This is a genomic window from Streptomyces sp. NPDC059649, from assembly GCF_042734445.1.
Taxonomy (GTDB): domain Bacteria; phylum Actinomycetota; class Actinomycetes; order Streptomycetales; family Streptomycetaceae; genus Streptomyces.
Window position 1 is genome coordinate 43,933 of sequence record NZ_JBHWDV010000042.1, and the last position, 22,678, is coordinate 66,610.

General features: G+C 72.7%; 19 protein-coding genes and 1 pseudogene. 7 read left to right on the forward strand and 13 right to left on the reverse strand.

The annotated features are described in order from the left end of the window. Nucleotides 1-322: 322 nt before the first annotated feature. The 7 genes and pseudogenes from ACFV1J_RS31385 to ACFV1J_RS31415 all read right to left on the reverse strand — a co-directional run bounded on the left by ACFV1J_RS31385 (nucleotide 323) and on the right by ACFV1J_RS31415 (nucleotide 7,303). Nucleotides 323-1,318 carry a slipin family protein gene (locus tag ACFV1J_RS31385; RefSeq protein WP_385863739.1) on the reverse strand — a complete coding sequence of 332 codons (996 nt, stop codon included), beginning with the start codon at nucleotides 1,316-1,318 and terminating at the stop codon, nucleotides 323-325. 153 nt (nucleotides 1,319-1,471) lie between these two features. Continuing rightward, nucleotides 1,472-2,380: a S1 family peptidase gene (locus ACFV1J_RS31390; RefSeq protein ID WP_385863741.1), complete on the reverse strand. Its 909-nt coding sequence runs from the start codon at nucleotides 2,378-2,380 to the stop codon at nucleotides 1,472-1,474. A 264-nt stretch (nucleotides 2,381-2,644) separates the two neighbouring features. Further along, entirely contained in the window at nucleotides 2,645-3,430 is a 786-nt protein-coding gene (locus ACFV1J_RS31395; protein ID WP_385863743.1) for a DUF1684 domain-containing protein, read from the reverse strand. Then, nucleotides 3,427-3,639, reverse strand: a pseudogene (locus tag ACFV1J_RS31400) (F420-dependent methylene-tetrahydromethanopterin reductase); the annotation flags it as partial. The pseudogene ACFV1J_RS31400 and the gene ACFV1J_RS31395, both read right to left, overlap by 4 nt. Before the next feature lie 5 nt (nucleotides 3,640-3,644). Then, complete coding sequence (locus ACFV1J_RS31405) at nucleotides 3,645-4,415, reverse strand: amino acid ABC transporter ATP-binding protein (RefSeq protein WP_385863744.1); 771 nt, start codon at nucleotides 4,413-4,415, stop codon at nucleotides 3,645-3,647. Nucleotides 4,416-4,592: 177 nt separating this feature from the next. Beyond that, entirely contained in the window at nucleotides 4,593-6,425 is a 1,833-nt protein-coding gene (locus ACFV1J_RS31410; protein WP_385863746.1) for an FAD/NAD(P)-binding protein, read from the reverse strand. Beyond that, nucleotides 6,422-7,303, reverse strand: a complete 882-nt coding sequence (locus tag ACFV1J_RS31415; protein WP_385863748.1) for an amino acid ABC transporter permease — start codon at nucleotides 7,301-7,303, stop codon at nucleotides 6,422-6,424. Before ACFV1J_RS31415 ends, ACFV1J_RS31410 begins: the two co-directional genes overlap by 4 nt. A 508-nt stretch (nucleotides 7,304-7,811) precedes the next feature. Here ACFV1J_RS31415 and ACFV1J_RS31420 point away from each other — a divergent pair. The 3 genes from ACFV1J_RS31420 to ACFV1J_RS31430 all read left to right on the forward strand — a co-directional run bounded on the left by ACFV1J_RS31420 (nucleotide 7,812) and on the right by ACFV1J_RS31430 (nucleotide 10,642). Then, nucleotides 7,812-8,900 (forward strand): LLM class flavin-dependent oxidoreductase, encoded by a 1,089-nt coding sequence (locus ACFV1J_RS31420; RefSeq protein ID WP_385863749.1) that lies wholly within the window; start codon nucleotides 7,812-7,814, stop codon nucleotides 8,898-8,900. Nucleotides 8,901-8,991: 91 nt separating this feature from the next. Beyond that, nucleotides 8,992-9,945 carry an ABC transporter substrate-binding protein gene (locus ACFV1J_RS31425; protein ID WP_385863751.1) on the forward strand — a complete coding sequence of 318 codons (954 nt, stop codon included), beginning with the start codon at nucleotides 8,992-8,994 and terminating at the stop codon, nucleotides 9,943-9,945. A 247-nt stretch (nucleotides 9,946-10,192) separates the two neighbouring features. Further along, complete coding sequence (locus tag ACFV1J_RS31430; RefSeq protein WP_385863752.1) at nucleotides 10,193-10,642, forward strand: cell division protein SepF; 450 nt, start codon at nucleotides 10,193-10,195, stop codon at nucleotides 10,640-10,642. A gap of 147 nt (nucleotides 10,643-10,789) precedes the next feature. On the opposite strand, the gene ACFV1J_RS31435 is transcribed toward ACFV1J_RS31430, so the two are convergent. Then, nucleotides 10,790-11,995: an acyl-CoA dehydrogenase family protein gene (locus ACFV1J_RS31435; RefSeq protein ID WP_385863754.1), complete on the reverse strand. Its 1,206-nt coding sequence runs from the start codon at nucleotides 11,993-11,995 to the stop codon at nucleotides 10,790-10,792. Between the two features lie 141 nt (nucleotides 11,996-12,136). After that, the gene (locus ACFV1J_RS31440; RefSeq protein WP_385863756.1) at nucleotides 12,137-13,786 is read right to left on the reverse strand and encodes an MFS transporter; all 1,650 of its coding nucleotides are present in this window, start codon (nucleotides 13,784-13,786) and stop codon (nucleotides 12,137-12,139) included. A gap of 211 nt (nucleotides 13,787-13,997) precedes the next feature. Here ACFV1J_RS31440 and ACFV1J_RS31445 point away from each other — a divergent pair, with 211 nt between their 5' ends. Together ACFV1J_RS31445 and ACFV1J_RS31450 are read left to right on the forward strand one after the other, a co-directional pair. Next, entirely contained in the window at nucleotides 13,998-15,191 is a 1,194-nt protein-coding gene (locus ACFV1J_RS31445; protein WP_385863758.1) for a hypothetical protein, read from the forward strand. 307 nt (nucleotides 15,192-15,498) lie between these two features. Beyond that, entirely contained in the window at nucleotides 15,499-16,536 is a 1,038-nt protein-coding gene (locus ACFV1J_RS31450) for a phosphatase PAP2 family protein (RefSeq protein WP_385863760.1), read from the forward strand. Between the two features lie 121 nt (nucleotides 16,537-16,657). On the opposite strand, the gene ACFV1J_RS31455 is transcribed toward ACFV1J_RS31450, so the two are convergent. The 3 genes from ACFV1J_RS31455 to ACFV1J_RS31465 all read right to left on the reverse strand — a co-directional run bounded on the left by ACFV1J_RS31455 (nucleotide 16,658) and on the right by ACFV1J_RS31465 (nucleotide 19,644). Beyond that, nucleotides 16,658-16,873, reverse strand: coding sequence for an I78 family peptidase inhibitor (locus ACFV1J_RS31455; protein ID WP_385863763.1), 216 nt, complete (start codon nucleotides 16,871-16,873; stop codon nucleotides 16,658-16,660). Nucleotides 16,874-17,398: 525 nt separating this feature from the next. Further along, on the reverse strand, nucleotides 17,399-18,388 hold the full coding sequence (locus ACFV1J_RS31460; protein WP_385863765.1) for a hypothetical protein: 990 nt from the start codon (nucleotides 18,386-18,388) through the stop codon (nucleotides 17,399-17,401). Further along, nucleotides 18,385-19,644 carry a glycosyltransferase family 4 protein gene (locus ACFV1J_RS31465; protein WP_385863766.1) on the reverse strand — a complete coding sequence of 420 codons (1,260 nt, stop codon included), beginning with the start codon at nucleotides 19,642-19,644 and terminating at the stop codon, nucleotides 18,385-18,387. Before ACFV1J_RS31465 ends, ACFV1J_RS31460 begins: the two co-directional genes overlap by 4 nt. Before the next feature lie 492 nt (nucleotides 19,645-20,136). On the opposite strand from ACFV1J_RS31465, the gene ACFV1J_RS31470 reads away from it, so the two are divergent. Continuing rightward, nucleotides 20,137-20,418 (forward strand): hypothetical protein, encoded by a 282-nt coding sequence (locus ACFV1J_RS31470; RefSeq protein ID WP_385863768.1) that lies wholly within the window; start codon nucleotides 20,137-20,139, stop codon nucleotides 20,416-20,418. Here ACFV1J_RS31470 and ACFV1J_RS31475 read toward each other — a convergent pair. After that, on the reverse strand, nucleotides 20,387-21,493 hold the full coding sequence (locus tag ACFV1J_RS31475; protein ID WP_385863770.1) for a transglycosylase family protein: 1,107 nt from the start codon (nucleotides 21,491-21,493) through the stop codon (nucleotides 20,387-20,389). The genes ACFV1J_RS31470 and ACFV1J_RS31475 overlap by 32 nt on opposite strands. Nucleotides 21,494-21,777: 284 nt before the next feature. Between ACFV1J_RS31475 and ACFV1J_RS31480 the strand changes: the two genes are divergently transcribed. Beyond that, nucleotides 21,778-22,587 (forward strand): hypothetical protein, encoded by an 810-nt coding sequence (locus tag ACFV1J_RS31480; protein WP_385863771.1) that lies wholly within the window; start codon nucleotides 21,778-21,780, stop codon nucleotides 22,585-22,587. Nucleotides 22,588-22,678 lie beyond the last annotated feature (91 nt).

The window sequence follows — 22,678 nt, forward strand, 5'->3', positions numbered from 1 at the left end:
TCGCACGGGCCCGGAGAGTGAGGTCCGGCACGAACGGTGCCGCCCCGCGGCGCAGTGCCTCGGGGGGTCGCGTTCATGCCAACGTGCGGAGCCGAGTATTCCCACCCGTCTCAGTCGTGCACAAGACCGAGTTCCGGTCTCCCGTACGGGAGTTCACGGTTTCGTCACATCGCCGCCACACCGATATCCGCGGACCGCGGTCCTGAGTGCGGACATCAGAAGGGGTGCGCGCCGCCCCGGGCGGGCCCGTGTGTGAGGGTCCGCTCCGGCCGAAAAACACCCCCGCCGGGGAGCGGCGGGGGCAGCGGCCGGGCGGACCGGCTCAGCGGAGGTCTTCCGGGAGGTCCACCGGCACGTCGGTCGGCACATCGGCCGGCAGGTCCACCGGCTCCTCGGTCGCCAGGTGGGCGGGCAGGTCGGCCGGGTTCTCGGCGTCCGGGGGCACCTCCAGCCGCTCCTCGTCCGGCAGCGGCTCCTTCACGGCCCGTGCGCCGTCCGGGCGCCGCAGCCGCTCCCGCCCGGCCGCGGCCTGGGGCGGGCCGGCCGGAACCTGGCCCTGCTGCGTGGAGCGCTCCAGGAACCGCAGCAGCTCGACCGGGAACGGCAGGACGAGGGTGGAGTTCTTCTCGGCGGCGACCGCCACCACGGTCTGCAGCAGCCGCAGTTGCAGCGCGGCGGGCTGGTCGGACATCGCCGCCGCGGCCTCGGCCAGCTTCTTCGACGCCTGGAGCTCGGCATCGGCGTTGATCACCCGGGCCCGACGGTCACGGGTGGCCTCCGCCTGGCGGGCCATCGACCGCTTCATCGTCTCCGGCAGCGAGACGTCCTTGATCTCCACCCGGTCGACGGTCACGCCCCAGCCGATGGCCGGGCTGTCCATCATCAGCTCCAGGCCCTGGTTGAGCTTCTCGCGGTTCGACAGCAGATCGTCCAGTTCGCTCTTGCCGATGATCGACCGGAGGGAGGTCTGGGCCATCTGGGAGACCGCGAAGCGGTAGTCCTCGACCCGGACGACCGCGTCGGCGGCGTCCACGACCTTGAAGTAGACCACCGCGTCGACCCGGACCGTGACGTTGTCGCGGGTGATGCCTTCCTGGGCGGGCACCGGCATCGTGACGATCTGCATGTTGACCTTACGCATCCGGTCGATGGCCGGGATGATCATGGTGAAGCCCGGTTGCCGGACCGCGGAGGTCAGCTTGCCCAGCCGGAGCACCACACCGCGCTCGTACTGCTTGACCACCCGCGCCGCCGCCATGAAGTACACCGCGCCGGCGCATGCCAGTCCCACTCCGGCCGTCACCAGTTCTTCGACCATCACGGCCCCCTGAGGTGTGCCGTATACCGTCCGTGTTCGGGCTGCTTTTCCATGGTATGCCCGGGCCGGAGGGCGGTCGAGGCGCGTGCACGGGGGGGATGCCGGCCGGGTCCCCGTCCGCCGGCTGACGGGGGCCCGGCCGGTCCCGGCCGGTCAGTAGACGCTCACGCCGTACGCGCTGAGCGCCTCGGTGACGGGCTGGAAGAAGGTGGTGCCACCGGACGTGCAGTCGCCGCTGCCGCCCGAGGTCAGGCCCAGGGCCTTGGTTCCGGAGTAGAGCGGGCCGCCGCTGTCGCCCGGTTCGGCGCAGACGGTGGTCTGGATGAGCCCGGAGACGATGTCGCCGCCGCCGTAGTTGACGGTGGCGTTCAGGGCGGTGACCTTGCCGCTGTGGGTGCCGGTGGTGGAGCCGCGGCGGGTGACGGACTGGCCGACGCTGGGGGTGCCGGCGCTGGTGATGTCCTGGCTACCGACGGTGCCCGGGTGCGACAGGGAGGTGTTGGTGTACTTCACGATGCCGTAGTCGTTGCCGGGGAAGCTGGTGCCGGTCGTCGGGCCGATGCTGGTGGTGTCCGAGGAGTTGGTGTACCACGGCGGCTTGCCCTCGGTGCAGTGACCGGCCGTCAGGAAGTAGTAGGTGCTGCCGCTGCGGACGTTGAAGCCGAGCGAGCAGCGCCAGCTCGGCGCGTAGATGGCGTCGCCGCCGGAGATGAACTTGCGGAAGGTGCCGGCGGTCCGGTCGATGCGGAGTGCTCCGGCGTTGGCGCCGGCGGCCCGCTGGATCTTGGCGATACCGGCCCGGGAGACGGTGCGGTCGGCGGTGACGACCAGGGTGTGGGTCGCGGGGTCGACGCGCCAGGCGGTGCCGGCGACGTCCGCCGCACGGACCGCGTCACCGGCCGCGGTGAGCTGGGCGGCGCTGAACGTCTTTGCGGGGGCGGGGTTCTGGGCGCTGGCGGTCGGGACCGCGATGGCCCCTGCGGCCACCAGTCCGGACGCCACGGCGATCAGCCGGGTGCGTCTCGCCACGCCGCTGCGGGGGGTGGTGCGCTCGTTCCTCACTGATTCCTCCGAGGGGATCGGGGGGCCGCCGGTGGGCAGCCCGGTGAGGCGCAGCCGAAGGACACGCGGAATCCGCACGTTCATTTTTGCGTGCCCCTGACAAGCGCTGAGCGGGAGTCTCGGGCGCACCACCCGTAGAGCGCAAGAGGGCTTCACGCATGTCTCGCTCCGGAAACCCCTCCGACACACCAACACCGCGCCCCGGCAGTCGAGTTGACGGCTGCCGGGGCGCGGGGTGACCCCCTTGGTCGAGGCGGGGACGGGTCAGCGGACGGTGGGGTTCCGTTCTCCCGCGCGCAGGGCGACCGACAGGGTGTTGCCGGGCGGCGGGAAGGGGCACAGGAAGTGGTCGGCGAACGCGCACGGCGGCAGCAGGAGCCGGTTGAGGTCGACCGTGACGGTGCCGTCCTCGGCGGGCGCGGGCGGCCGCAGGAACCGGAAGCGGTAGCTGTCGGTGCCGCTGGTGGCGTCGGCGAGCACCGCCCACAGCGAGCCGTCACCCTCGACCGCGACCTGCAGGGTGTACTCGTCCGCCGCCCACGTGAAGGCCAGCTCCCCGGCGAGTCCGAGGCCCCGCCGCTGCCCGTCGGCGTTGCGCACCTGGAGCGTGCGGCCCTGGGCGTACGGCCGGAACAGGCCCGGCCGCACCCAGCGCTCGTCGTACTCGTAGACGTCGATCCCGGCGAACGACCGGCGGGCCTCCGACCGCGGGTCGAAGTCCCGCACCGCCCACCGGCCGTCGCGGCGCAGTACGAGCAGATGCCGCTCGCCGAACGTCACCCGCGTCGACCCCGGGTCCGCGTCCGGGCCCAGCCGGAACTCACCGGCGGCCGGTCTGCCGTCGACGGTGAGCCCGTCGTCCGGGCCGGCCCGCAGCACGACCGCGTCACTCCGCTCGGTCCAGTGGCCCGGCAGGCCTTCGATCCGGCCGTCGGGGTGGTCCGCCGGCCAGTGGGTGCCGGCCAGCGCGAGCGGGCCGTACGGTCCGCTGATCGCGGCGCGGCGCCGCTCGCGCCAGTCCTGCCACTCCTGGCGTGCGTCGGTGCTCATCCGGTCGGTCCCCTTCCTGCGGCACGGACGGGCTGCGGCGGCAGCCCCAGGTGGGAGCGGAGCGTCGTGCCGGTGTATGCGGTGCGGCAGACGCCGCGCTCCTGGAGGAGGGGTACCACCCGGTCGACGAACGGGTCGAGACCGCCGGGCGCCAGATGCGGCACCTGGAGGAACCCGTCGGCGGCGCCGGTCCGCACGAAGGCGTCCATCGTGCTCAGAGGACCTTGGACAGGAAGGACCGGGTGCGCTCGTGGCGCGGGTGGTCGAGGACCTGGCCGGGCGGGCCCTGTTCGACGATCCGTCCGCCGTCCATGAAGACGACGGTGTCGGCGACCTCGCGGGCGAAGCCGATCTCATGGGTGACGACGATCATGGTGGTGCCCTGGTGCGCCAGGTCCTTGATGACGTCGAGGACCTCGCCGACCAGCTCCGGGTCGAGCGCGGAGGTCGGCTCGTCGAAGAGCAGCAGCTTCGGTTCGAGGGCGAGTGCCCGGGCGATGGCCACCCGCTGCTGCTGGCCGCCGGAGAGCTGCTGGGGGTAGGCGTCGGCCTTGTCGGCGAGCCCGACCCGGTCGAGCAGCGCCCGGGCGGTCGCCTCGGCCGCCTTCTTCGGGCGGCGCAGCGCGGAGACCGGGGCCTCGGTGATGTTGGCCAGCACGGTCAGGTGCGGGAAGAGGTGGAAGTTCTGGAAGACGAAGCCGATGCCGGTGCGCTGCTTGAGGACCTCGCGCTCGCGCAGCTCGTGGAGCCGGTTGCCGGACCGCCGGTAGCCGACCAGCTCCCCCGCCACACTCACCGTGCCGCGGTCGACCTTCTCCAGGTGGTTGATGGTACGCAGCAGGGTGGACTTGCCGGAACCGGACGGTCCGAGGACCACGGCGACCTCACCGGCCCGGACCGTCAGGTCCACCCCCTTGAGGACGTCGAGCGAGCCGTAGCTCTTGTGGACCGAGCGGACGTCGACCATCGCGGTCTGCGTGCTCATCGGGTGACTCCCTTGGCGAAGTGGCGTCCACGGGGTGCTGGAGGACGGAGCGCACGGTGGTGCGCAGGACGGACCAGGCGGCGGCGACCCTCGGCAGGGGCACGCCCCTGTGGCGCAGCCGGCTCGTCGGTGACCGGCGGTCCGGCCCGCTCGGGGTCGGTCCGTTGGGCGGGTGGGTCAGTGGTCAGCGGCATGGGTGTCCTCGGGGGTGGGTGCGGTGCCGTGGGTGGGGGCGGGGGCGGCCCGGTCGCGGAGGAAGGCGAGCAGCACCCGCGCGGTGGCGTCGTTCTGCCGGAAGGCGGGGGCGTTGGTACGGGGACGGGAGAACGCGCCCCCGGACCGGGCGTCGGTGTGCGGGCCGAGGGCGAACCGGCGCGGATGCGGGCGGCCGGCCCGGTCCAGGATCCGGCCGTCGGCGGGGTCGACCGCCAGCAGCCCGGCCGGGGTCGCGGCCGCGCCCTCGGCGTACAGGGAGCGGAGCAGTGCGTCCCGGGTGTGCGCCACGGTCGGTTCCGGCAGCCGGGCCTCGACCAGCGCCCGGGCCGTCACCGACTCCCCCGGCACGCTGGGGCTTTCGGCGCGGAACAGCCCGCGCCGCTCGTCGGCGGTGACGGTGGTGTCCGCGCCGAGGAAGCGCACCACACCGGCCCGGGAGAGCGCGAGCAGCTGCCGCAGCCGTGGCCCCGGCGGGCCGGAGGCGAGGTAGCTGAAGAAGCCGTGCCACCAGGGGCCGCGGTCGCCGAGCCGGATCAGCTGGCCGTAGACCGACAGCAGTGCGAGGAAGACCGCCAGGTCGGGGCTGTGCGCGGGGTCGTGGCGGCGGGCGAGGTCGGCCTCGATGTAGCCGCGCAGCCCCTCCTGCAACGCCTCGGCGTCGGGATAGCGCAGGCCGGCCAGCGGATGGTCCAGCGCCGGAAGGTCGAGCCGGTCGGCCGGGTCCGGGACGGCCGCGCCGACCAGGGCCTGGAGCGCGGCGCTGCCCGGGTCGGCGGCGGCGTACTTCTCCTCGAAGTCGGACCAGGCCATCCGGGTGCGGTCGGCGTGCGCGGAGAACAGCCGGTGGTAGTGGGCGAAGCCCAGCTCCTTGTCGATCAGCGGCCAGATGTCACGCCGGAAGTCGAGGCCGTCCCTATCGGGCCGGGCGAGCAACTCGTCCACCTGCGCGGGGCCGAAGAACCGGGGCAGCGGCGGCCGTTCACCGCTCGGCGGATAGCCGATCTTGGCGTGGTACGGGACGCCGCGCCGCGACCCGACGTGCAGGACGGGTTCGCGCCCCGAGGGCCGGTAGGCCAGCCGCCCGTCGGTGCCGGTGGTGTACGTGCCGCCGCGGCCCTCGGTCAGCAGCACCATCAGGTCGATGAAGGCCAGCCCGAAACCGCGCACCAGCACCGGTTCGCCGGGCCCGAGGACGCTCAGATCGCTGTCGGCGGTGAAGGCGGGCGGCAGGTGCGTCAGCCCGTGCCGGGCCGCGAACGCCGCCAACTCGGCCTGCTCCGGCGGCAGTTCGGCATCGAGGTGGCCGAGGGCGAGGACGACGAGGTCGGCCAGGAGCGGGGCCGGTCGGCCGGCCAGCCACACCTGCTGCCGGCCGTCGCGCGAGCCGGAGACGCGTACCGCGGTGCCCCGGTGCTCATGGACGGTGACGGCGGGCGGCAGCGCGGCCACCGACCGCTCGTACACCCAGCGCAGATACGCGCCCTGCTGCTGCCGGCTGAGGAACGCCTGCCCGTCGGCGCCGGTCCACTCGGCGAGCGTCGGCCCCGGCCGGACCGGGCCGGTCTGCTCCACCGTCTCGTCGGTGAACATGGTGACGTCCTCGGCCATGGAGTTCATCCACAGCAGCGGGGACTGGTCGTGGCGCCAGATGCGGCCGCCGCCGGGCGGGTGCGGATCGACGAGGTGGATGTCCAGGGGCCGGTCCCCGTACAGCTCGGGGAGGTTGGCGGCCAGCCGCTCCAGGACGCCGGTCCCGCGCGGGCCGGCCCCGACGATGACGAGCGAGGCGTTCACCGGGCACCGGCCGTACCGCGGGCGTAGTGCCGCTCGACGAAGAACTGGCCGGCGCCGAGCACGGAGGTGACCACGACGTACCAGAGGGTGGCGACCAGCAGCAGCGGGATGACCTGATAGGTGCGGTGGTAGACCAGCTGCACGGAGTAGAGCAGGTCCTGGACGGCGATGACGCTGACGATGGAGGTGCCCTTGAGGGTGCCGATCAGCATGTTGCCGGCCGGCGGCACGATCGCCCGCATGGCCTGCGGCAGCACGATCCGGCGCAGCCGCCGCCAGGCCCCCAGCCCCAGCGACTGGGCGGCCTCCAGCTGCCCCTCGTCGACCGACAGGAGGCCGCCGCGGACCACTTCGGCGGCGTAGGCGGCCTCGTGCAGGGTCAGCCCGATGACCGCGATGCCGACCGGATCGAGCAGATTGACGGTGCGGACACCGAGGACCGTCGGGTAGAGGGCGCCGATGTTGAACCAGAACAGCAGCTGCACCAGGATCGGCATCGACCGGAAGAGCCAGACGTAGCCCCAACTCACGCCGCGCAGCACGGGGTTGTCCGACAGCCGCATGGCCGCGAGCAGGGTGCCCAGCGCGAAGCCGAGCACCATGACGGCCACGGTCAGCCAGAGCGTCAGCCCCAGACCGCGCAGCACGGCGGTGGTCAGGAAGTAGTCGGCGACCACGTCCCATTGGAAGGCGTCGTTGCGGACGACGGAGACGAGGGCCAGCGCCAGCAGGACGAGGACGACGGCGGCCGCGGCCCACCGGCCGGTGCGCCGGCGCGGCACGATGCGCAGGGCGGCGGGGTCCGGGGCGTCGGGGGGTGCCGCGGCGGGTGCGGCCGGGGCGTCGAGGGTGTCGGAAACGGGGTCGACCAAGGGCATGACGAAGGCTCCGTGGATGCCGAGAGCGAGCACGGGCTCCGGCGCCTTCACACGCACAACGGGCCGCGCCCCTCAGCACGACCGGCTCTTGAGGCTATGGCGTCAACACGCCCTGTTGTCAAGGCTGTCCGCACTGTGAGCCATGGAGCACGTCGTGGTTGACGCGGAAACGGATGCCTGTTCCACTTGTCCGCATGTACGCATGGCAGCGGCTGGTCACCCGCGACCACATCGACTTCGGTCGAGTGTGGTCGTCGTCCTGTTGAGGACCCCCTGCCCCGCGGCCCGTCGCCGGTAAGGCCGGGCCCCTTCCGCGGTCTTCCTCCTTCTTCACGCCGCGCGCCTTCACACCACACACCGCCCCTTCGGCGCCCCTCCCCTCGCCCCACCCTCTTCGTCACGCCCCCTCCTCCCGGGGCCTCGCCCCTCTCCCTCCCCCCTCTCCCCCCTTTCCTCCGCCTTCTCCCTTTCCTTCCCTTTCTCCGTCCCGCTCGCAGAAGGGCGCGGTATGCGCTTCGGCGTCATGACTCTGATCGACAACGTCCCGGACGTGCTGTCCGGACACCTCCTCACCCCCCACGACCGGCTCCACGAGGTCGTCGAACTCGCGGTGCTCGCCGAGGAGTTGGGGTTCGACGCCTTCGGTGTCGGGGAGCGGCACGGTGCGCCGTTCCTGTCCAGCGCGCCGCCCGTGGTGCTGGGCGCGATCGCTGCCCGGACCCACCGCATCCGGCTGTTCACCACCGTCACCGTGCTGTCCACCCTCGACCCGGTACGCGTCGCGGAGGACTACGCGACCGTCGACCAGCTCTCCGGCGGCCGGCTGGAGCTGACCATCGGCAAGGGCAACGCGCCCGAGCCCTGGCACCTCTTCGACCGCGACCCGGACGACCAATACCAGCTCCAGGAGGAGAACTACGAGCTGCTGCGCCGGCTCTGGAGCGAGGAGCAGGTCACCTGGTCGGGCCGGTTCCGGCCGCCGCTGAAGGACGCCACGGTGCTGCCCCGCCCGTTCCGGCAGCCGCCCACCATCTGGCACGGCAGCGCCACCAGCGAGCGTTCGGTGGAACTGGCGGCGCTGTGGGGCGACCCGGTCTTCGCCGCCAACGTCATCCAGCCGGTGGCCGATTACGCCAAACTGATCGACCACTACCGGGCCCGCTGGGCGGATTACGGTCACGATCCGGCCGCCGCGCTGGTCGCCTCGGGCGGCACGCTCTACACGGCGGCCGACGACCGCACCGCCCGCCGGGAGTTCGCGCCGTACTACGAGGCGGCGGTCGCCGCGCGCGACGTACCGGGCAACAACACCCCGTTCCGCACCCTGGACGAGGCCGCCGACCACGGTCCTGCGCTGGTCGGTTCGCCCGACCGGATCGTCGAGAAGATCCTCTGGCAGCACCTCGCCTACGGCCATGCGCTGCAGTTCTTCTCCGTGGACGGCGCCGGGCTGCCGTTCGCCCGCAAGGCCGAGGTGCTGCGGCTGGCCGCCGCCGAGGTGCTGCCGCAGCTGCGCCACGAGCTGCCCGACCCGCTGCCCTGGCCGTCGCCCGCCCCCGCCACGGCGCCGGAGCCGGTCACGGAGGCGGCCCGATGACCACCACGCCCCGGCCGCTGTTCGACCTGTCCGCCGACCCGGAGTCGATCGGCCCGCTGCCGTTCGAGAAGCACCTGGAGGCCCCGCGCCCATGACCACCACCACGCCCCGCACCACCGCCCTGCGCGCCACGGCCCTGCTGGCCACCGCGGTCCTGGCGCTCACCGCCTGCGGCTCGGGCGACCCGTCGGAAACGGCCGGGGCCACCGGCCCGGCCGCCGCGCACGCCACGATCCCCACCACCGACGTGGTCTCCGGCGTCACGAAGGACCCGGCCGCGGCGAAACTGCTGCCCGCCGAGGTCCGCCGGCGCGGCACCCTCGCGCTCGCCGCCAGCGTCGGCACCCCGCCCGGCGCCACCTACCTGCCCGACGGTACGACCCTGGCCGGCCAGGACATCGACTTCGCGGACGCGGTCGGCAAGGCCCTCGGGCTGCGGATCCACCGCGAGGTGGCGAGCTTCGAGGCGATCCTGCCGGCCCTCGGCAGCGGCAAGTACGACGTGGGCACCGGCAACTTCGGCGTCACCGACGAGCGCCGCAGAACCCTCGACTTCGTCACGTACATCAACGACGGGCAGGGCTTCGCGGCCCGCAAGGACAGCCCGTTGAAGAAGGTCACCTCGCTGCGGCAGCTGTGCGGACTGACCGTCGCCACCGGCGCCGGCACCACCTTCGAGGCGACCCTGGAGCAGAACCGGCACCTGTGCACCGAGGCCGGCAAGGAGCCGTACGACGTCAAGACCTTCGCCGAGCAGGGAGCACTGTGGATCTCGCTCCAGCAGGGCCGTAGCGACGTGGTGATGAGCACCATCAACGGGCTGCGCTACGCCGTCAACCAGCAGCCCGGTCTGAAGTTCCTCAATGAGTTCAAACGGCTCGACGTCGGCTTCGCGTTCAAGAAGGGCACCCCGCTGGCGCCCGCCTTCCGGGCCGCGGTCAACCATCTGAAGAAGGACGGCACCTACGACCGCATCCTCAAGAAGTGGGGCACCGGCCCCTCGGCGATCAAGACGTCGCAGATCAGCCCGCCGGAACTCAAGTAGACCGGCCGGATCAGACCCCGGCGCGGCCCGGCCACTTGCCGTCATCCCTCGGTCGGGTACCGACCGTTATGCTCTTCATACAGTCAGTTTCACTACGGGGCGCGGAAGCTGATGGCGCGCCACCCTCTTTGCACCAGATGTGTCACGAACCCCCCGTGCGGCCGCTATCCACTTGGCACTCCATCGGCCTCATGGACGACGATAGGGGGCAGGAGCACAAGAAGACCGAGGGTGAGAGGAGGCGTCAATGGGATCGGTGCGCAAGGCGAGTGCCTGGCTTGGCCTCGTCGACGACAGTGATGACGAGCGCTACTACGACGACGACTACGCCGAGGGACCCGATGCCGCCGGCCCGGGTGGCAACCCCTGGGTGACCGACCCCCGGGTCCGAGTGGCCGACGAGGCCGCCCAGGACCAGGGCACCCGCATCGCCACGGTCACCCCGGAGAGCTTCCGGGACGCCCGTGGCATCGGTGAGCTCTTCCGGGACGGCGTCCCGGTGATCGTCAACCTGACGTCCATGGAGCCCGCCGACGCCAAGCGGGTGGTGGACTTCGCGGCCGGCCTCACCTTCGGCCTGCGCGGTTCGATCGAGCGGGTCGCCACCCGGGTCTTCCTGCTCACCCCCGCCGACTACAGGGTCCTCAGCGGCGAGACCCACGGCCACCGCAACGGCGGCTTCTTCAACCAGAGTTGAGCCGAGTACCGGTGCTTTCGGCTGGGGGTCCGGGGGTCACCCCCGGGTATTGCAGCAACCAGAGTTGAGCCCAATCCCGGTGCTTCCGGCCGGGGGCCCGGGGGTCACCCCCCGGGTATTACGGCAACCAGAGTTGAGCCAGGCGGCTCACCGGAAGGCGTCCAGCCCGGTGAGCGCCTTGCCCAGCACCAGTTGGTGCATCTCGACGGTGCCCTCGTAGGTGAGCACCGATTCGAGGTTGGTCGCATGCCGCATGACGGGGTACTCCAGCGAGATCCCGTTGGCGCCGAGGATCGTCCGGGCCGTGCGGCAGATCTCGATCGCCTCCCGGACATTGTTGAGCTTGCCGAAGCTGATCTGCTCGGCGCGCAGCCGCCCCGCGTCCATCCGCAGCCCCAGGTGATGGGCCAGCAGGATCCCCTTGTGCAGTTCGACGGCCATGTCGGCGAGCTTGGCCTGGGTCAGCTGGAAGCCGCCGATGGGCTTGCCGAACTGCTCCCGGGTGCGGGCGTACTCCAGCGCCGCCTCGAAGCTGGCGCGGGCCGCGCCCATCGAGCCCCAGACGATGCCGTAACGGGCGTGGCTCAGACAGCTGAGCGGGCCGCGCAGACCGGTGACCCCGGGGAGCACCGCGTCGGCCGGCAGCCGCACCTCGTCCATGACGAGTTCGCTGGTCACCGAGGCGCGCAGGGACCACTTGTGCTTGATCTCGGGGGCCGAGAAGCCCGGGGCGTCGGTGGGCACGACGAAGCCGCGGATGCCGTCGTCGGTGCGGGCCCACACCACCGCGACACCGGCGACCGAGCCGTTGGTGATCCACATCTTGCGGCCGGTCAGCACCCAGTCGTCGCCGTCCCGCTTGGCGTACGTCCGCATCCCCGCCGGGTCGGAGCCGTGGTCCGGCTCGGTCAGGCCGAAGCAGCCGATGGTCTCGCCGGCCGCCATCCCGGGCAGCCACTGCTGCTTCTGCTCCTCGGAGCCGAAGCGCCAGATCGCGTACATGGCGAGCGAGCCCTGGACGGAGACCAGCGAGCGGATGCCGGAGTCGGCGGCCTCCAGCTCCAGGCAGGCCAGGCCGTACTGGACGGCGGAGGCGCCGGCACAGCCGTAGCCGGTCAGGGACATGCCGAGGGCGCCGATCGCGCCGAGTTCCCGGGCCAGTTCACGGATGCCGGGGAGTTCGCCCGCCTCGTACCACTCCGCGATGTGCGGCAGGACCCGGTCGGCGGCCCACTGGCGAATGGTGCCGCGGACCGCGCGGTCCTCGTCGGAGAGCAGGTCGTCGATGCCCAGCGGGTCGCCGGGGTCGAACGGCGGGACCGAAGAGGAAGCTGAGGACGGCTTGGCTGACATGGCGGGCCTCCGGCGGATTCAGCGCTCGCAACGAAAAACTAGCAGTGGTAGTTATGCAGCGCGTCCGACGGTACGGCCCGCGGTGCCGCGCGGCAAGAGCCGACGGCGCGCGGCGGGACGGGAAAGAGACAGCCCCGGGGCTCAGCGGCCGGAGCCGGCCGGGGCGGGCTTGCCGGTGCCGCGCCCGGCGCCCGCCGGGGCACCCTCCGCGGTGGCGGTGTCGCCCTCGGCCCGCTCGGTGGTCTCCGCCGCCCGGCGCGGCAGCCGCAGCGCGATACCGGCACCGACCAGCAGCAGCACGGCGCTGGCGACGAGAGTGACGTGCAGCCCGCGGACGAAGGAGTCCCGGGCCGCGATCCGCAGCGCCTCCTTGGCGCCCTCCCCCAGGCCCGCGGCGACCTTGTACGCCTCGCCCAGGGAGTGCGCCGCGGCCGCGGACGCCTTCTCGGAGACGCCGTCGACATGCGTCAGACCGGGCGCGTAGGCGGCGTTCATGACACTGCCGAGCAGTGCGACGCCGATACCGGCACCGAGCTGGTAGGAGGTCTCGCCGATGGCCGCGGCGCCGCCCGACTGCTCGGCCGGGGCCTCGCTGAGCATCGACTCGTAGGCGCCGAACAGCGTGGACTGGAAGCCGAAACCCAGCAGGACGAAGGCGCCGGACAGCAGCCACAGGCGGTCGTGGCTGGTCATCGCGGTCAGGCAGAGCACCGCGGTGGCGGTGAGCACGAAACCGAGCGAGACCATCGCCCGCGGCCCGAGGGCCTGCAGCAGCTTGGAGCCGGTGAGGCCGGCGGCCATCGCGGCGAACACCAGGGGCAGCATCCGCAGCCCGGTCTCCAGGGGGCTGAGGCCCAGGACGAGCTGGAGGTACTGGACGGCGATCAGCTGGAGGCCGACCAGCGCGAGCATGGCCAGCACGATGCAGCCGACGGAGGTGCCGAACGCCGGCCGGGCGAACAGCCGCATGTCGATCAGCGGGTGCGCGCGCCGGCGCTGACGCCGTACGAAGAGCAGCAGCAGGGCGACGCCGAGCACGATGGGCAGGAGCGTTGTCGGCCCCACGATCGCCGCGCCACTGCCGATCCGCTTGACGCCGAGCACGATGCCCAGCACGCCGAGCGCCGCGACGACCGCGCCGATCACGTCCCAGGGGCCGTTGCGCTCACCGCGCGACTCCGGCAGCAGCCACCGTCCTATCAGGAGCATCGCCGACATCATCGGGATGTTGATCAGGAAGACCGAGCCCCACCAGAAGTTCTCGACGAGGAAGCCGCCGAGGACCGGGCCGACCGCGGCGCCGACCGCGGCGACCGCGCTCCACACGCCGATGGCGACCGCCCGCTCCCGCCGGTCGGGGAAGACCTGCCGGAGGATCGACAGCGTCGCGGGCATGATCATCGCGCCGCCGATGCCGAGCAGGGCGCGCGCCGTCATGAGGATCTGCGGATTGGGGGCGAGCGCGGCGACGGCGGAGGCCACGCCGAAGAGGCCGTAACCGAGCAGGAGGACGCGGCGGCGGCCGACGCGGTCGCCGAGCGTGCCGAAGAGGATCAGCAACGAGGCCGCGATCAGCGGGTAGATGTCGACGATCCAGAGCAGCTCGACCGGCCCCGGCCGCAGGTCCTCGGTGACCGAGGGCACGGCGACATAGAGGATCGTGGTGTCCAGCGCGACGAAGAGCAGGCTCACGCAGAGCACGATCAGCACGGTCCAGCGGTTCACACCGCCGCCTGGAAGCCGGGGAACACCAGCCGTCCGTCCCTTGCCGGACGCGGTCGTCCCGGACATGCAGCACCTCCAGTCATGCTCTCGCGGCCATGGATCAGGGCGCGAAAAACGCCCCGGGGGAACCGGCGGCACGGGCGAGTAGAGACGTCAGACTACGCGAGTCCCGGAACCTGCCGCGTGGCTCACCTCACGATGAGACGCTCATCGCAGCGTCGGACGTTCCCCCTCCGCCCGTCGCCCGGCATTTCCGGAGACCTGGATAATCGTCCAGATGAACGATCTTGCCTCGGCCGCGGTTCCCGGCCGGACCGCACGGGACGGCGCCGCCGCGGTTGCCGCACTGCGCCGGGCCGCGCCCGCGCTGGCGGCGTACGCCGCGGTCCGGCTGCTCGGGCTGCTGGTGCTCGGCATCTGGTCGGCCGCGAACGGCAAGGACTGGCACACCCTGCTCACCGCCCGCTGGGACTCGCTCTGGTACACCCGGGTCGCCGAGCAGGGCTACGGCTACAGCGTCCGACTGGCCAACGGCGATGTGCACTCCAACCTGGCGTTCTTCCCGCTGCTGCCGTGGCTGGAGCGCGGCCTGTCGGCGCTCACGCCGCTGTCGGCCGCGGACGCCGGGATGGCGGTGGCCTGGTCGGCGTCCGCGGCCGCGGCCTGGGCGCTGTACGCCACCGGGGAGCGGCTGCACGGGCCGCGGGCCGGGATCGCGCTGGCCGCGCTGTGGGCCGCGCTGCCGGTCGGGATCGTGCAGTCGATGGCGTACTCGGAGTCGCTGTTCACCGCACTCGCGGCCTGGGGTGTCTACGCCGTGCTGACCGGGCGCTGGGTGACGGCGGGGGTGCTGGCGTCGCTGGCCGGACTGACCCGGCCGGTGGGTGCGGCGGTGGTCGCGGCGGTGTGGATCACCGCGGCGGTGACCCTGCGGAACGAGCGGGCGGCGGGCGTACGGCTGCGCACCGCGCTCCGCTCCCACCCCGGCATCGCGACCGGGGTGCTGCTCGCGCCGCTCGGCTGGTGCGGCTACTTCGTATGGGTGGGGATCCGGCAGGGCTCGGCCACCGGATACCTGGACGTCCAGGGCGGCTGGGGCAACGGCTTCGACGGCGGCGTCGCGTTCGCGGAGTTCATCGGGCAGCAGCTCACCGGCCCGTCCTTCGCGGCCGGTCTCGGGCTGCTGGCCGGCATCGGACTGGTGATCTGGCTGTACGTCCACGGGCTGCGGCGCGGCCAGCCGCTGCCGCTGGCGGTCTACGGCGGGCTGGTGCTGCTGCTGGCCCTGACCGCCAAGGGCTACTTCGGGTCCAAGCCGCGCCTGATGATGCCGGCCTATCCGCTGCTGCTGCCACCGGCGGCGGCGCTCGCACGGTGGCGGCCGGCCTGGTCCTGGCTGGTCATCGGGGTGGTGGCGGCGGGGTCCGCGGTCTACGGGGCGTTCTGGCTGAACGGATCGGGCCCGCCGTGACCCGCCCGCGACCACAAAGATCAACTTCTCCCGGCCCCCGTCCGGATGATCCTCTTCCGCAATCCCGGCGGCGAGGAAACATCATCCGACGCCCCGGCAAATAGCCGATAAACTCCCTTCGGAGAAAAGCAGATAAGGCGCTCGACGGACCGACACGCGGGTGTCCGGAAGGGATTGGGAATCCCTCGGAATTCCCTTCCAAATCCCGCCGCCGAAGCCTCCATTGAGACCGATTCCACATCACATCGTCATTACAAAGCGCACAGTTTGACCAAGCACCTACATCACAGGCGGTAACGTCGATTGAGTGCGTACCGATGAGAAGAAGCTCGACCAGATGGAGGAGCGCCCGACCGATCGTGCCCGGCCACCCCAGATGACCCGGACCCGCCTGTGGCTGTTCGGCGGCACGCTGGCGGTGTACCTGGCGATCGTGGTCGGAGTGCTGGCCACTTCCTGGCTGGTCACCTTCGACTGGCAGGTCATGTTCTTCAGGCCGTACAAGCAATGGCCTGTGATCCACGCCTTCCTCGACTACTTCGTGGTCCTGGGCCAGCGCGGCCCGACCGCGGTGGCCGTGGCGGCCTGGCTGGGCTGGCGCTGCTGGCGCCAGCGCAACCTCCACCCGCTGCTGGTGCTCGGCGCCTCACTGCTGCTGCTGAACATCACGGTGGGCGCCGCGAAGCTGGGCATGGGGCGGCTCGGTCCGCACTACGCGACGACGGTCGGCGCCAACGAGATGTGGCTGGGCGGCGACATATTCCCCTCGGGTCACACCGCGAACGCCGTGGTCACCTGGGGCGTGCTGGCCTATCTGGCGACCACCCCGCTGCGCCGCCGCACCCTGTCGGTGATCGCCGCACTGGGCGCACTGGGCGTCGGCATGACGACCGTCTACCTCGGCACCCACTGGGTCAGTGACGTGCTGCTGGGCTGGGCCGCCGGTCTGCTGGTGCTGCTGGCGATGCCCTGGCTGGAGCCCGGCGTCACCTGGTTCGAGGACCGCCTCATGGGCATCCTGCTGCGGCTGTGGCTGCGGCTGCGCCCCGATTCCCTGCGCGGCCCGCTGCCGGCCGGCTCGCTGGCTCCCGGCGTCTCCCCGCAGCGCCTCGCCCCGGACGGGGAGGTGCTGGTCCGCGAGACCATCGGCGCCACCACGGGCAGCCGCCCGGCCACCCGCGCCCCGGACGGCTGGCCGCACCACGCGTCGCGCCCGTACACCATCCGGTCGGAGCGCACCCCGGTCACCCCGGCGGGCAGCCGGCGGCCGCCGCACGCGGACCGCGTCCCGCGCACGACCCCGATCGGGCCGACGTCCGCCCGCGGGCGCAACACCGGCGGCTGACCGCCCCACCAGCCGCGGGGCCGGTACGCACACACCCCACCCCGCAGCGAAGGCCCCGGCCGCTCCCTGAAGAGCGGCCGGGGCCTTCGTCGTCGTTCCGGGTGCCTCCCGCCACCGGCGCTCAGCCCGGCCAACAGCGGTGCACCACGCCGTCCTTGACCTCGAAATTGAGCCGTCCGACGACGTACTCCATGGTGATCACCGTGCCGGGCGGCAGCGCGCGGACGGTACTCCAGCCGCGCCCGCGGGCCCGCTCCTCGGCGTCCTCCTGCGCCAGACCGACGTAGGTGTCGACGTCGTCCTCGGGGGTGGTCGGAAAGTCGGGTACGTCACTCATGACAGCCACCGTAGGCGCCCGCACCGGGCCCGCGGAAGGCCCGTCCGTCGCACACCCCGATGACTTTCCGGTCCGTCATTGGTCACACTTGTGTCACAGCCGGCGTTGTGGCGTTTGCCGGAACTTCCGTCACCCGTACGCGCCGCGTGACGGCGCATCCGGGTGGAAAAATAAAATCGGCGGAATTCCGCCGTGATCGGATACGAAACGGACACGACCGCTCCGGGCGCCGGGCAACACCGGCCGGAAATTAATCCGCTGCCGGCTCCGGATTCCCCCTTACCGGAGGCCCATTCCCGACCGCCGGGAAATTGGCGGACGCACCACACTCCACACACATTTCCCGCACATCGCCCCGGCCCGGCAGGCCGGCAGCGAGGGCGGGGCGGGCAGCGGCAGGCAGGGGCGGGCATGCCGAAGCCCGGCCGGCGTCCCCCGCCGACCGGGCCTCCGCGACCGTTGGACCTACGCGGCCGGACCGGTACTCGGCCGGACCGATACGCGGGCCGGACCGGTCCGGCCGGCTCAGCTCGCGTCCGGACCGGCGACCCGTACGGCCAGGTCGTTGTCGAGCGTGTAATACGGGCCGATGCGCAGCTGCGCCGCAGCGGCGGGCACCGGCAGCGCCGGGTAGCTGAACACCTGCTTCTTGTCGGCGACGTCGTCGAGGAGCCGGGCGATCCGGACCGGGCGGGCGTCCTCGGCGGGGCGCAGCCACAGGTCCCAGGGCTCGGTGCCGTGTTCCCAACGGGCGGCGAGCTCCGCGTAGGGCAGCGTGAAGCAGAACTCCGGGCCGTCGACGGTCAACGGGACGGTGACCGGCGCCGGGGCCGTCTCCGGGGAGCCGGCGGTGCGCCGGGCGCGTGCCTCGGCCAGGGCGCCCGCGGCCGGGGCGGCCCCGTAGAGCCGCCCGGAGACCGTCATCCCGTCCGGTGCGACGAGGATGTCCCCGGCCTCGGCGTGCGGTCCGCGCAGCCAGCTGCGCAGCGCGAGATTGCCGAGCTTGGTCGCGTACGGGATACGGACGCCGAGCCGGCCGATGCCGGCCAGCGGACGGCGGTCCACCAGCGACCGCAGGTCGTTGACGCCGGGCTGCAGGCGCCGCGGCGCGCCGCCGTCGCCGAGGTCCGCATAGGCGTTCCAGCGGCCCTCGGCGAGCGCGACGGTGCTGGGCAGCACGGCCCGCAGCCGGCCGGCGCCGTTCGGGCCGAGCGGCAGCCGGACCTCGTCGTCCGCGCCGTCGCCGCCGCGCCGCCGCAGCACCAGCGCCGCGCTCCAGGCGGGCGCGGTGTCCTGCGGGGCGGTCAGGTCGAAGGTGAGGCCGCCGGCGGAGTCCGCGATGCAGTCGGCCCGCAGCTCGGCGGGCGCGGCCGTGCCGTCCGCCCGCTGCTGCCGCCCGGCCCGCCGTTCGCGTCCGTCGGGTGCCGCGCCGGTCACGGCGGTGGCTTCCTGGTCGATGGCGGCCGACTCCTTCGTCTCGTCTACGGTCCTGGTCAACTGGGGCGACGCGGTCATGCCGTGCGCACCCCTCCCAGCGCGGCGCGGGCCGCGTCCTTGGTGGCGTAGGCGCCGCTGAGCAGCGCTCCCCGGGCGCGATGCAGACCGCCGTGCAGCCAACTGGCGCGTCGGCGCGCCAGCAGTTCACCGAAGAGCGCCTCATGGCGTGCGGCGATCCGGGCGGGGTCGAAGCGGGCGGCCCCGGCGAGCGCGGCGGCGCCCATCCGCTTACGGGCGGCGTCGTCGGCCATCAGCGTCAGCAGCGCGCCGCCCAGCGCCTCCGGGTCGCCGACCGGCACCAGCCTGCCGTCCACCCCGTCGGTGATGATCTCGCCGGGGCCGTGCGGACAGTCCGTGGCGACGACCGGCAGTCCGCACCGCATCGCCTCGACGATCGTCATCCCGAACGCCTCCATGCTGGAGGAGACCGCGGCGATCGACCCCTTGGCCCACTCGGCCTCCAGGGGATGGGCCGGGCCCATCAGGAAGACGTGGTTGTACAGCCCGAGTTCGTCGATCAGCGACCGCAGCGCGGCCTTCTCGGCCCCGCCGCCGTATATCCGCAGCCGCCAGTCCGGGCGCTCGGCGACGACCCGGGCGAAGGCCCGGATCAGGACGTCGTAGCGCTTGACGGGGGCGAGCCGGCCGGCCGCGACGACGACCTTCCCGGTGCCGTCGGCGGGCGGCAGGGCGGGCGCGGGCACGCCGTTGGGCACCGCCTCGACGCGTACGCCGGGCAGCCGCAGCCTGCGGCGGTAGGCCCGGGCGTCGGCCTCGGTCACGGTGGTGACCGCGTCCAGCCGCGGATAGGCCCCGCGCAGCGCCAGTTTGAGCGCCCGGCTGTGGGTGTCGAGGGTCAGATGTTCCTGGCCGATACGCACCGGGCCGCGCCGCGTCTGCCGGGCGAGGTGCACGTTCAGTCCGGGCCGGGTGCCGACCACCACATCGGCCTCGATCCGGCGCAGATGGTGGGCTATCCGCCGGTCGGTGAGCTCGCTGTACTGGTCGTAGCGGCGCTCCGCGGCCGGGAAGACCTTGGCGGGCCGGGCATGGGCGGGGTCGGCGCCGTCGTGGTGGGGGCCGGATTCCCTGAGGTCGACGAGATGCCGCAGCGCGACCCGCGGTCCGGGGTCGAAGACGGGGTCGTCACGGTGGCGCAGGACGGACACGATCTCGACGTCGTGCTGCTCGGCGAGGGTACGCGCCAGCGTGCACGTCGTACGGATCGTCCCCCCGATGCCGTAGGCGTTGTGAATCAGGAATGAGATGTGCATCGTCCCTGTGTCCCCATGGTCTTCCGGTCGTCCCGCTCTGCCGCGGTCGCCGCGCGCACCCCTCCCCCGCGCAAGGCATCCCTTCTCTGAACGCCTAGACAGCAAAAGCTGGTTCCGGGTTGGGGACTTTGGCCAAGATGTACCGAAAGAGTTAGGCCATCGGTAGCGACCGGACGGAACCCCGCGCACGGAATTCCCGTCGGGCCCCGACTGGTTGGCGCACTACGGCGTGGCAGCGGCGGAGGGCCGGATTCCGCCGCTCGCGTGTCGGTCATTCTGCGGCGCGGCCGCCCCCGGATTCTGTCCGGATCCGGCCCGGGATCCACCTTGCCGCCGCCCCGGTCCAACCGGAAGCCTGTACGGGGCCGTTGCGGCGCCCGGCGTCCTGCGCCGGGGCGCGGTGGGGCACTTCGTCTGCTCGAACGGGGGAGCAGCCGAACCGCGACGGTCCGGCCCGCACCGGGGGAGGTGCCGGGCCGCGAGGAGGTACCGATGAGGATCGGACGATGGGGCACGGCGGTGGCGGCCGCGTTACTGGCGGTCGGGGCCCTCGTGGTGGCCGGCCCGGCGAGCGCGGCCGACCAGGACGGCGACCCACCGGGACCCCGGCCCCCCTCGGGCCGCTGGGCCCGGTACGACACCTTCACCAACTCCCTCGCCGGCCGTACCGCATGCCGCACCACCGGCGAGACCGGCCGCCGCCAGGGCCACTGGCCCGCCTACTCCTGCGACTCCGGCGTCTTCACGACCTACTTGAACGTCTGGGTACCTTGAGACGGGGAGCCACCGGACCGGTCCCCCGGGAGACGGCCGAACCTCCGGCCGCCCGAGTCTCCTGCGACACCGAACCGCCCGCCGGTGGCCCTGATGTCACTGCACCACCGCCCGCCGGGGGCCCGGGCGGCACCACACCGCCGGGCTGGGCCCGTTGAGGCGGCGGACCACCCGTCGCGGCCCCCTGGGGCGGCGGACCGCCTGCCACGGTCCCGTCAGACGGCGCGGAAGCAACCGCCTTGGCCCCAGGTGGCGCCACGCTCCCCGCCAAAGAACCACTCAAGGAACCACTCAGAGAATCCGTCAGAGAGCCCGTCGGAGACCTGGTCAGAGATCCCGTCGGAGATACCGTCGGGGACCCGGTCAGAGACCCCGTCAGAGAGCCCGTCAGAGATCCCGTCACACTCCCCCCTGGCACCGCACCGGTGTCGCTCCGGGTGGGCGCCGCCGGGACGGGGCCGGTGGGCCGCCGGGCCGGGGTGGTTCCCGTGGTTTCCGGGATCCGCAGCGTGAGGCCGGCCTTCAGATGGTGCGGATCGATGCCCAGGACCTTGCGGTTGGCCTTGTAGAGCGCCCGCCAGCCGCCCTTGACGTGCAGACTGCGGGCGATCTTGCCGAGCGTGTCGCCGCGCTGGACGACATAGGTACGACCGTCAGTGATGAGCCCGTAGCGCCGGGCACAGACCGGCCAGGCACCCCAGCCCTGCGCGGCCTGCACCTTCTTCGCGACCGCGATCTGCTCCTTACGGGTCGCGAGGTCGGCCCGCCGTGCGAAGGCCAGGCCGCCGAACGCCTCCCAGGTGGGCTGCCAGAACTGCAGCCCGCCGTAGAAGGTGTTGCCGGTGTTGATGTGCCAGTCGCCGCTGCTCTCGCACTCGGCGAGACAGCGCCAGGGCCAGTCGTTGCCGGCGCAGGCGTACCGGGACCGCACCGACGCGGGCGCGTCGCCCCCGTCGTACGGCACCTCGGCGGCGGCACCGGGCGGGCACAGGCCGAGGACGAGGGCGGCGGCCGCCGCGGTGAGCGGCCCGACGGTTCCCACGACACGCCGTGGGGCCGAAGAGTTGTCCGACATAGCCGGTGACGGTAAGCAGGCGTCGGCGGCCGGCCAGCGTGCCGCGCCCGCGACGGCCCGCTCCCACCCGCTTCGGTGTACGGAACGCGCCCGACTGCGCCAAGCCTTGCGCAGAACTTATCCGTATGTGATCACCCGATGGGGGACTTTCCGCAGTTCTCCCATGTGCGGGGAATGGTTCGATTCTGTTCCCGTCGTCGCGTGACCCCTGCCGCAGGTCTCCCGTTGTCCTTGTACGAGCCGGGAGACCGCCCGGCAGACGCACAGAGATCGAGGAGCCACCCGTGCCGCGCATGCTCGACGTCAGCGACGACGTTCGCGCCGAGATCGGCGACGAAGAAGCCGACCGCCTGCTGGCCGGTGGCGACGCCCCCGGCAGCTACGACTGCACCTCCTGCCGGACCCCCGGAGACAGCGAGCAGGAGCGCACCAGCACCGTCCTGTTCGTGGGCGAGGAGACCGCGGTGCTCGCGTTCGCCCATGCCACCTGCATCCCCTCGCAGGTCGTCCCGGTATCGGAGGAGCAGCTCCAGGGAGCCGTGCGCTCCATCACCGGAGAGGACGCCGCCCCCCGCAACCCCGGAGCGGACGTCGCGCCGCCCGCTCCGATCCCCACGAGTGAGCGCCAGGCGACCCTCGGGATCACCTGCGGTCTGGTGCTCGTCGAGGACGATCTGCGCCCGGCCCTGGTCGTCGAACCGGACGGCCCGATCGTCCGCCCCGGCTCGGTCAGCATGAACGACGACTTCCTGCCGCTGCTCATGGAGCAGGGCTTCCAGCCGGTGTCGGACATGAACGTGCTCCCCGCCATGATCCCGGGCTGGTCGGCCCTGCTGGCGATGGGCAAGCTGCACGCCGTGCTGCAGCCGGGCAACGGCGGCAACCAGGCCGCCTGGTGGCAGGCCCACCAGCCGCTGGCCGTGTCGGACGGCTGGCGCACCGCGGCCAACAAGGCCCAGACCGTGCTGATGTACGCCGCGCCCTCGGGCACCATCGGCCACCAGCCGCGCGAGGACCTCATGCGGCAGGCGCTGGAGGGGGCCGCCGCGCAGGGCAAGCTGGTCGCCGCGGCCATGCCGCTGGCCGGCACCTGACCGACCGGCAACCGATCGCGGGGGCAGGACCGTCGTTTCGGCCGGTCCTGCCCCCGCGATCAGCCATTTCCGCACACGGCCGCATCCCGCG

What these genes read in the sequence shown, in the direction of transcription:
- ACFV1J_RS31385 (WP_385863739.1), bottom strand. Translation starts at nt 1,318, where the DNA reads ATGGTCGAAGAACTGGTGACGGCCGGAGTGGGACTGGCATGCGCCGGC.
- ACFV1J_RS31415 (WP_385863748.1), bottom strand. Translation starts at nt 7,303, where the DNA reads ATGCCCTTGGTCGACCCCGTTTCCGACACCCTCGACGCCCCGGCCGCA.
- ACFV1J_RS31430 (WP_385863752.1), top strand. Translation starts at nt 10,193, where the DNA reads ATGGGATCGGTGCGCAAGGCGAGTGCCTGGCTTGGCCTCGTCGACGAC.
- ACFV1J_RS31470 (WP_385863768.1), top strand. Translation starts at nt 20,137, where the DNA reads ATGAGGATCGGACGATGGGGCACGGCGGTGGCGGCCGCGTTACTGGCG.
- ACFV1J_RS31475 (WP_385863770.1), bottom strand. Translation starts at nt 21,493, where the DNA reads ATGTCGGACAACTCTTCGGCCCCACGGCGTGTCGTGGGAACCGTCGGG.
- ACFV1J_RS31455 (WP_385863763.1), bottom strand. Translation starts at nt 16,873, where the DNA reads ATGAGTGACGTACCCGACTTTCCGACCACCCCCGAGGACGACGTCGAC.
- ACFV1J_RS31405 (WP_385863744.1), bottom strand. Translation starts at nt 4,415, where the DNA reads ATGAGCACGCAGACCGCGATGGTCGACGTCCGCTCGGTCCACAAGAGC.
- ACFV1J_RS31465 (WP_385863766.1), bottom strand. Translation starts at nt 19,644, where the DNA reads ATGCACATCTCATTCCTGATTCACAACGCCTACGGCATCGGGGGGACG.
- ACFV1J_RS31445 (WP_385863758.1), top strand. Translation starts at nt 13,998, where the DNA reads ATGAACGATCTTGCCTCGGCCGCGGTTCCCGGCCGGACCGCACGGGAC.
- ACFV1J_RS31425 (WP_385863751.1), top strand. Translation starts at nt 8,992, where the DNA reads ATGACCACCACCACGCCCCGCACCACCGCCCTGCGCGCCACGGCCCTG.
- ACFV1J_RS31460 (WP_385863765.1), bottom strand. Translation starts at nt 18,388, where the DNA reads ATGACCGCGTCGCCCCAGTTGACCAGGACCGTAGACGAGACGAAGGAG.
- ACFV1J_RS31440 (WP_385863756.1), bottom strand. Translation starts at nt 13,786, where the DNA reads ATGTCCGGGACGACCGCGTCCGGCAAGGGACGGACGGCTGGTGTTCCC.
- ACFV1J_RS31435 (WP_385863754.1), bottom strand. Translation starts at nt 11,995, where the DNA reads ATGTCAGCCAAGCCGTCCTCAGCTTCCTCTTCGGTCCCGCCGTTCGAC.
- ACFV1J_RS31420 (WP_385863749.1), top strand. Translation starts at nt 7,812, where the DNA reads ATGCGCTTCGGCGTCATGACTCTGATCGACAACGTCCCGGACGTGCTG.
- ACFV1J_RS31395 (WP_385863743.1), bottom strand. Translation starts at nt 3,430, where the DNA reads ATGAGCACCGACGCACGCCAGGAGTGGCAGGACTGGCGCGAGCGGCGC.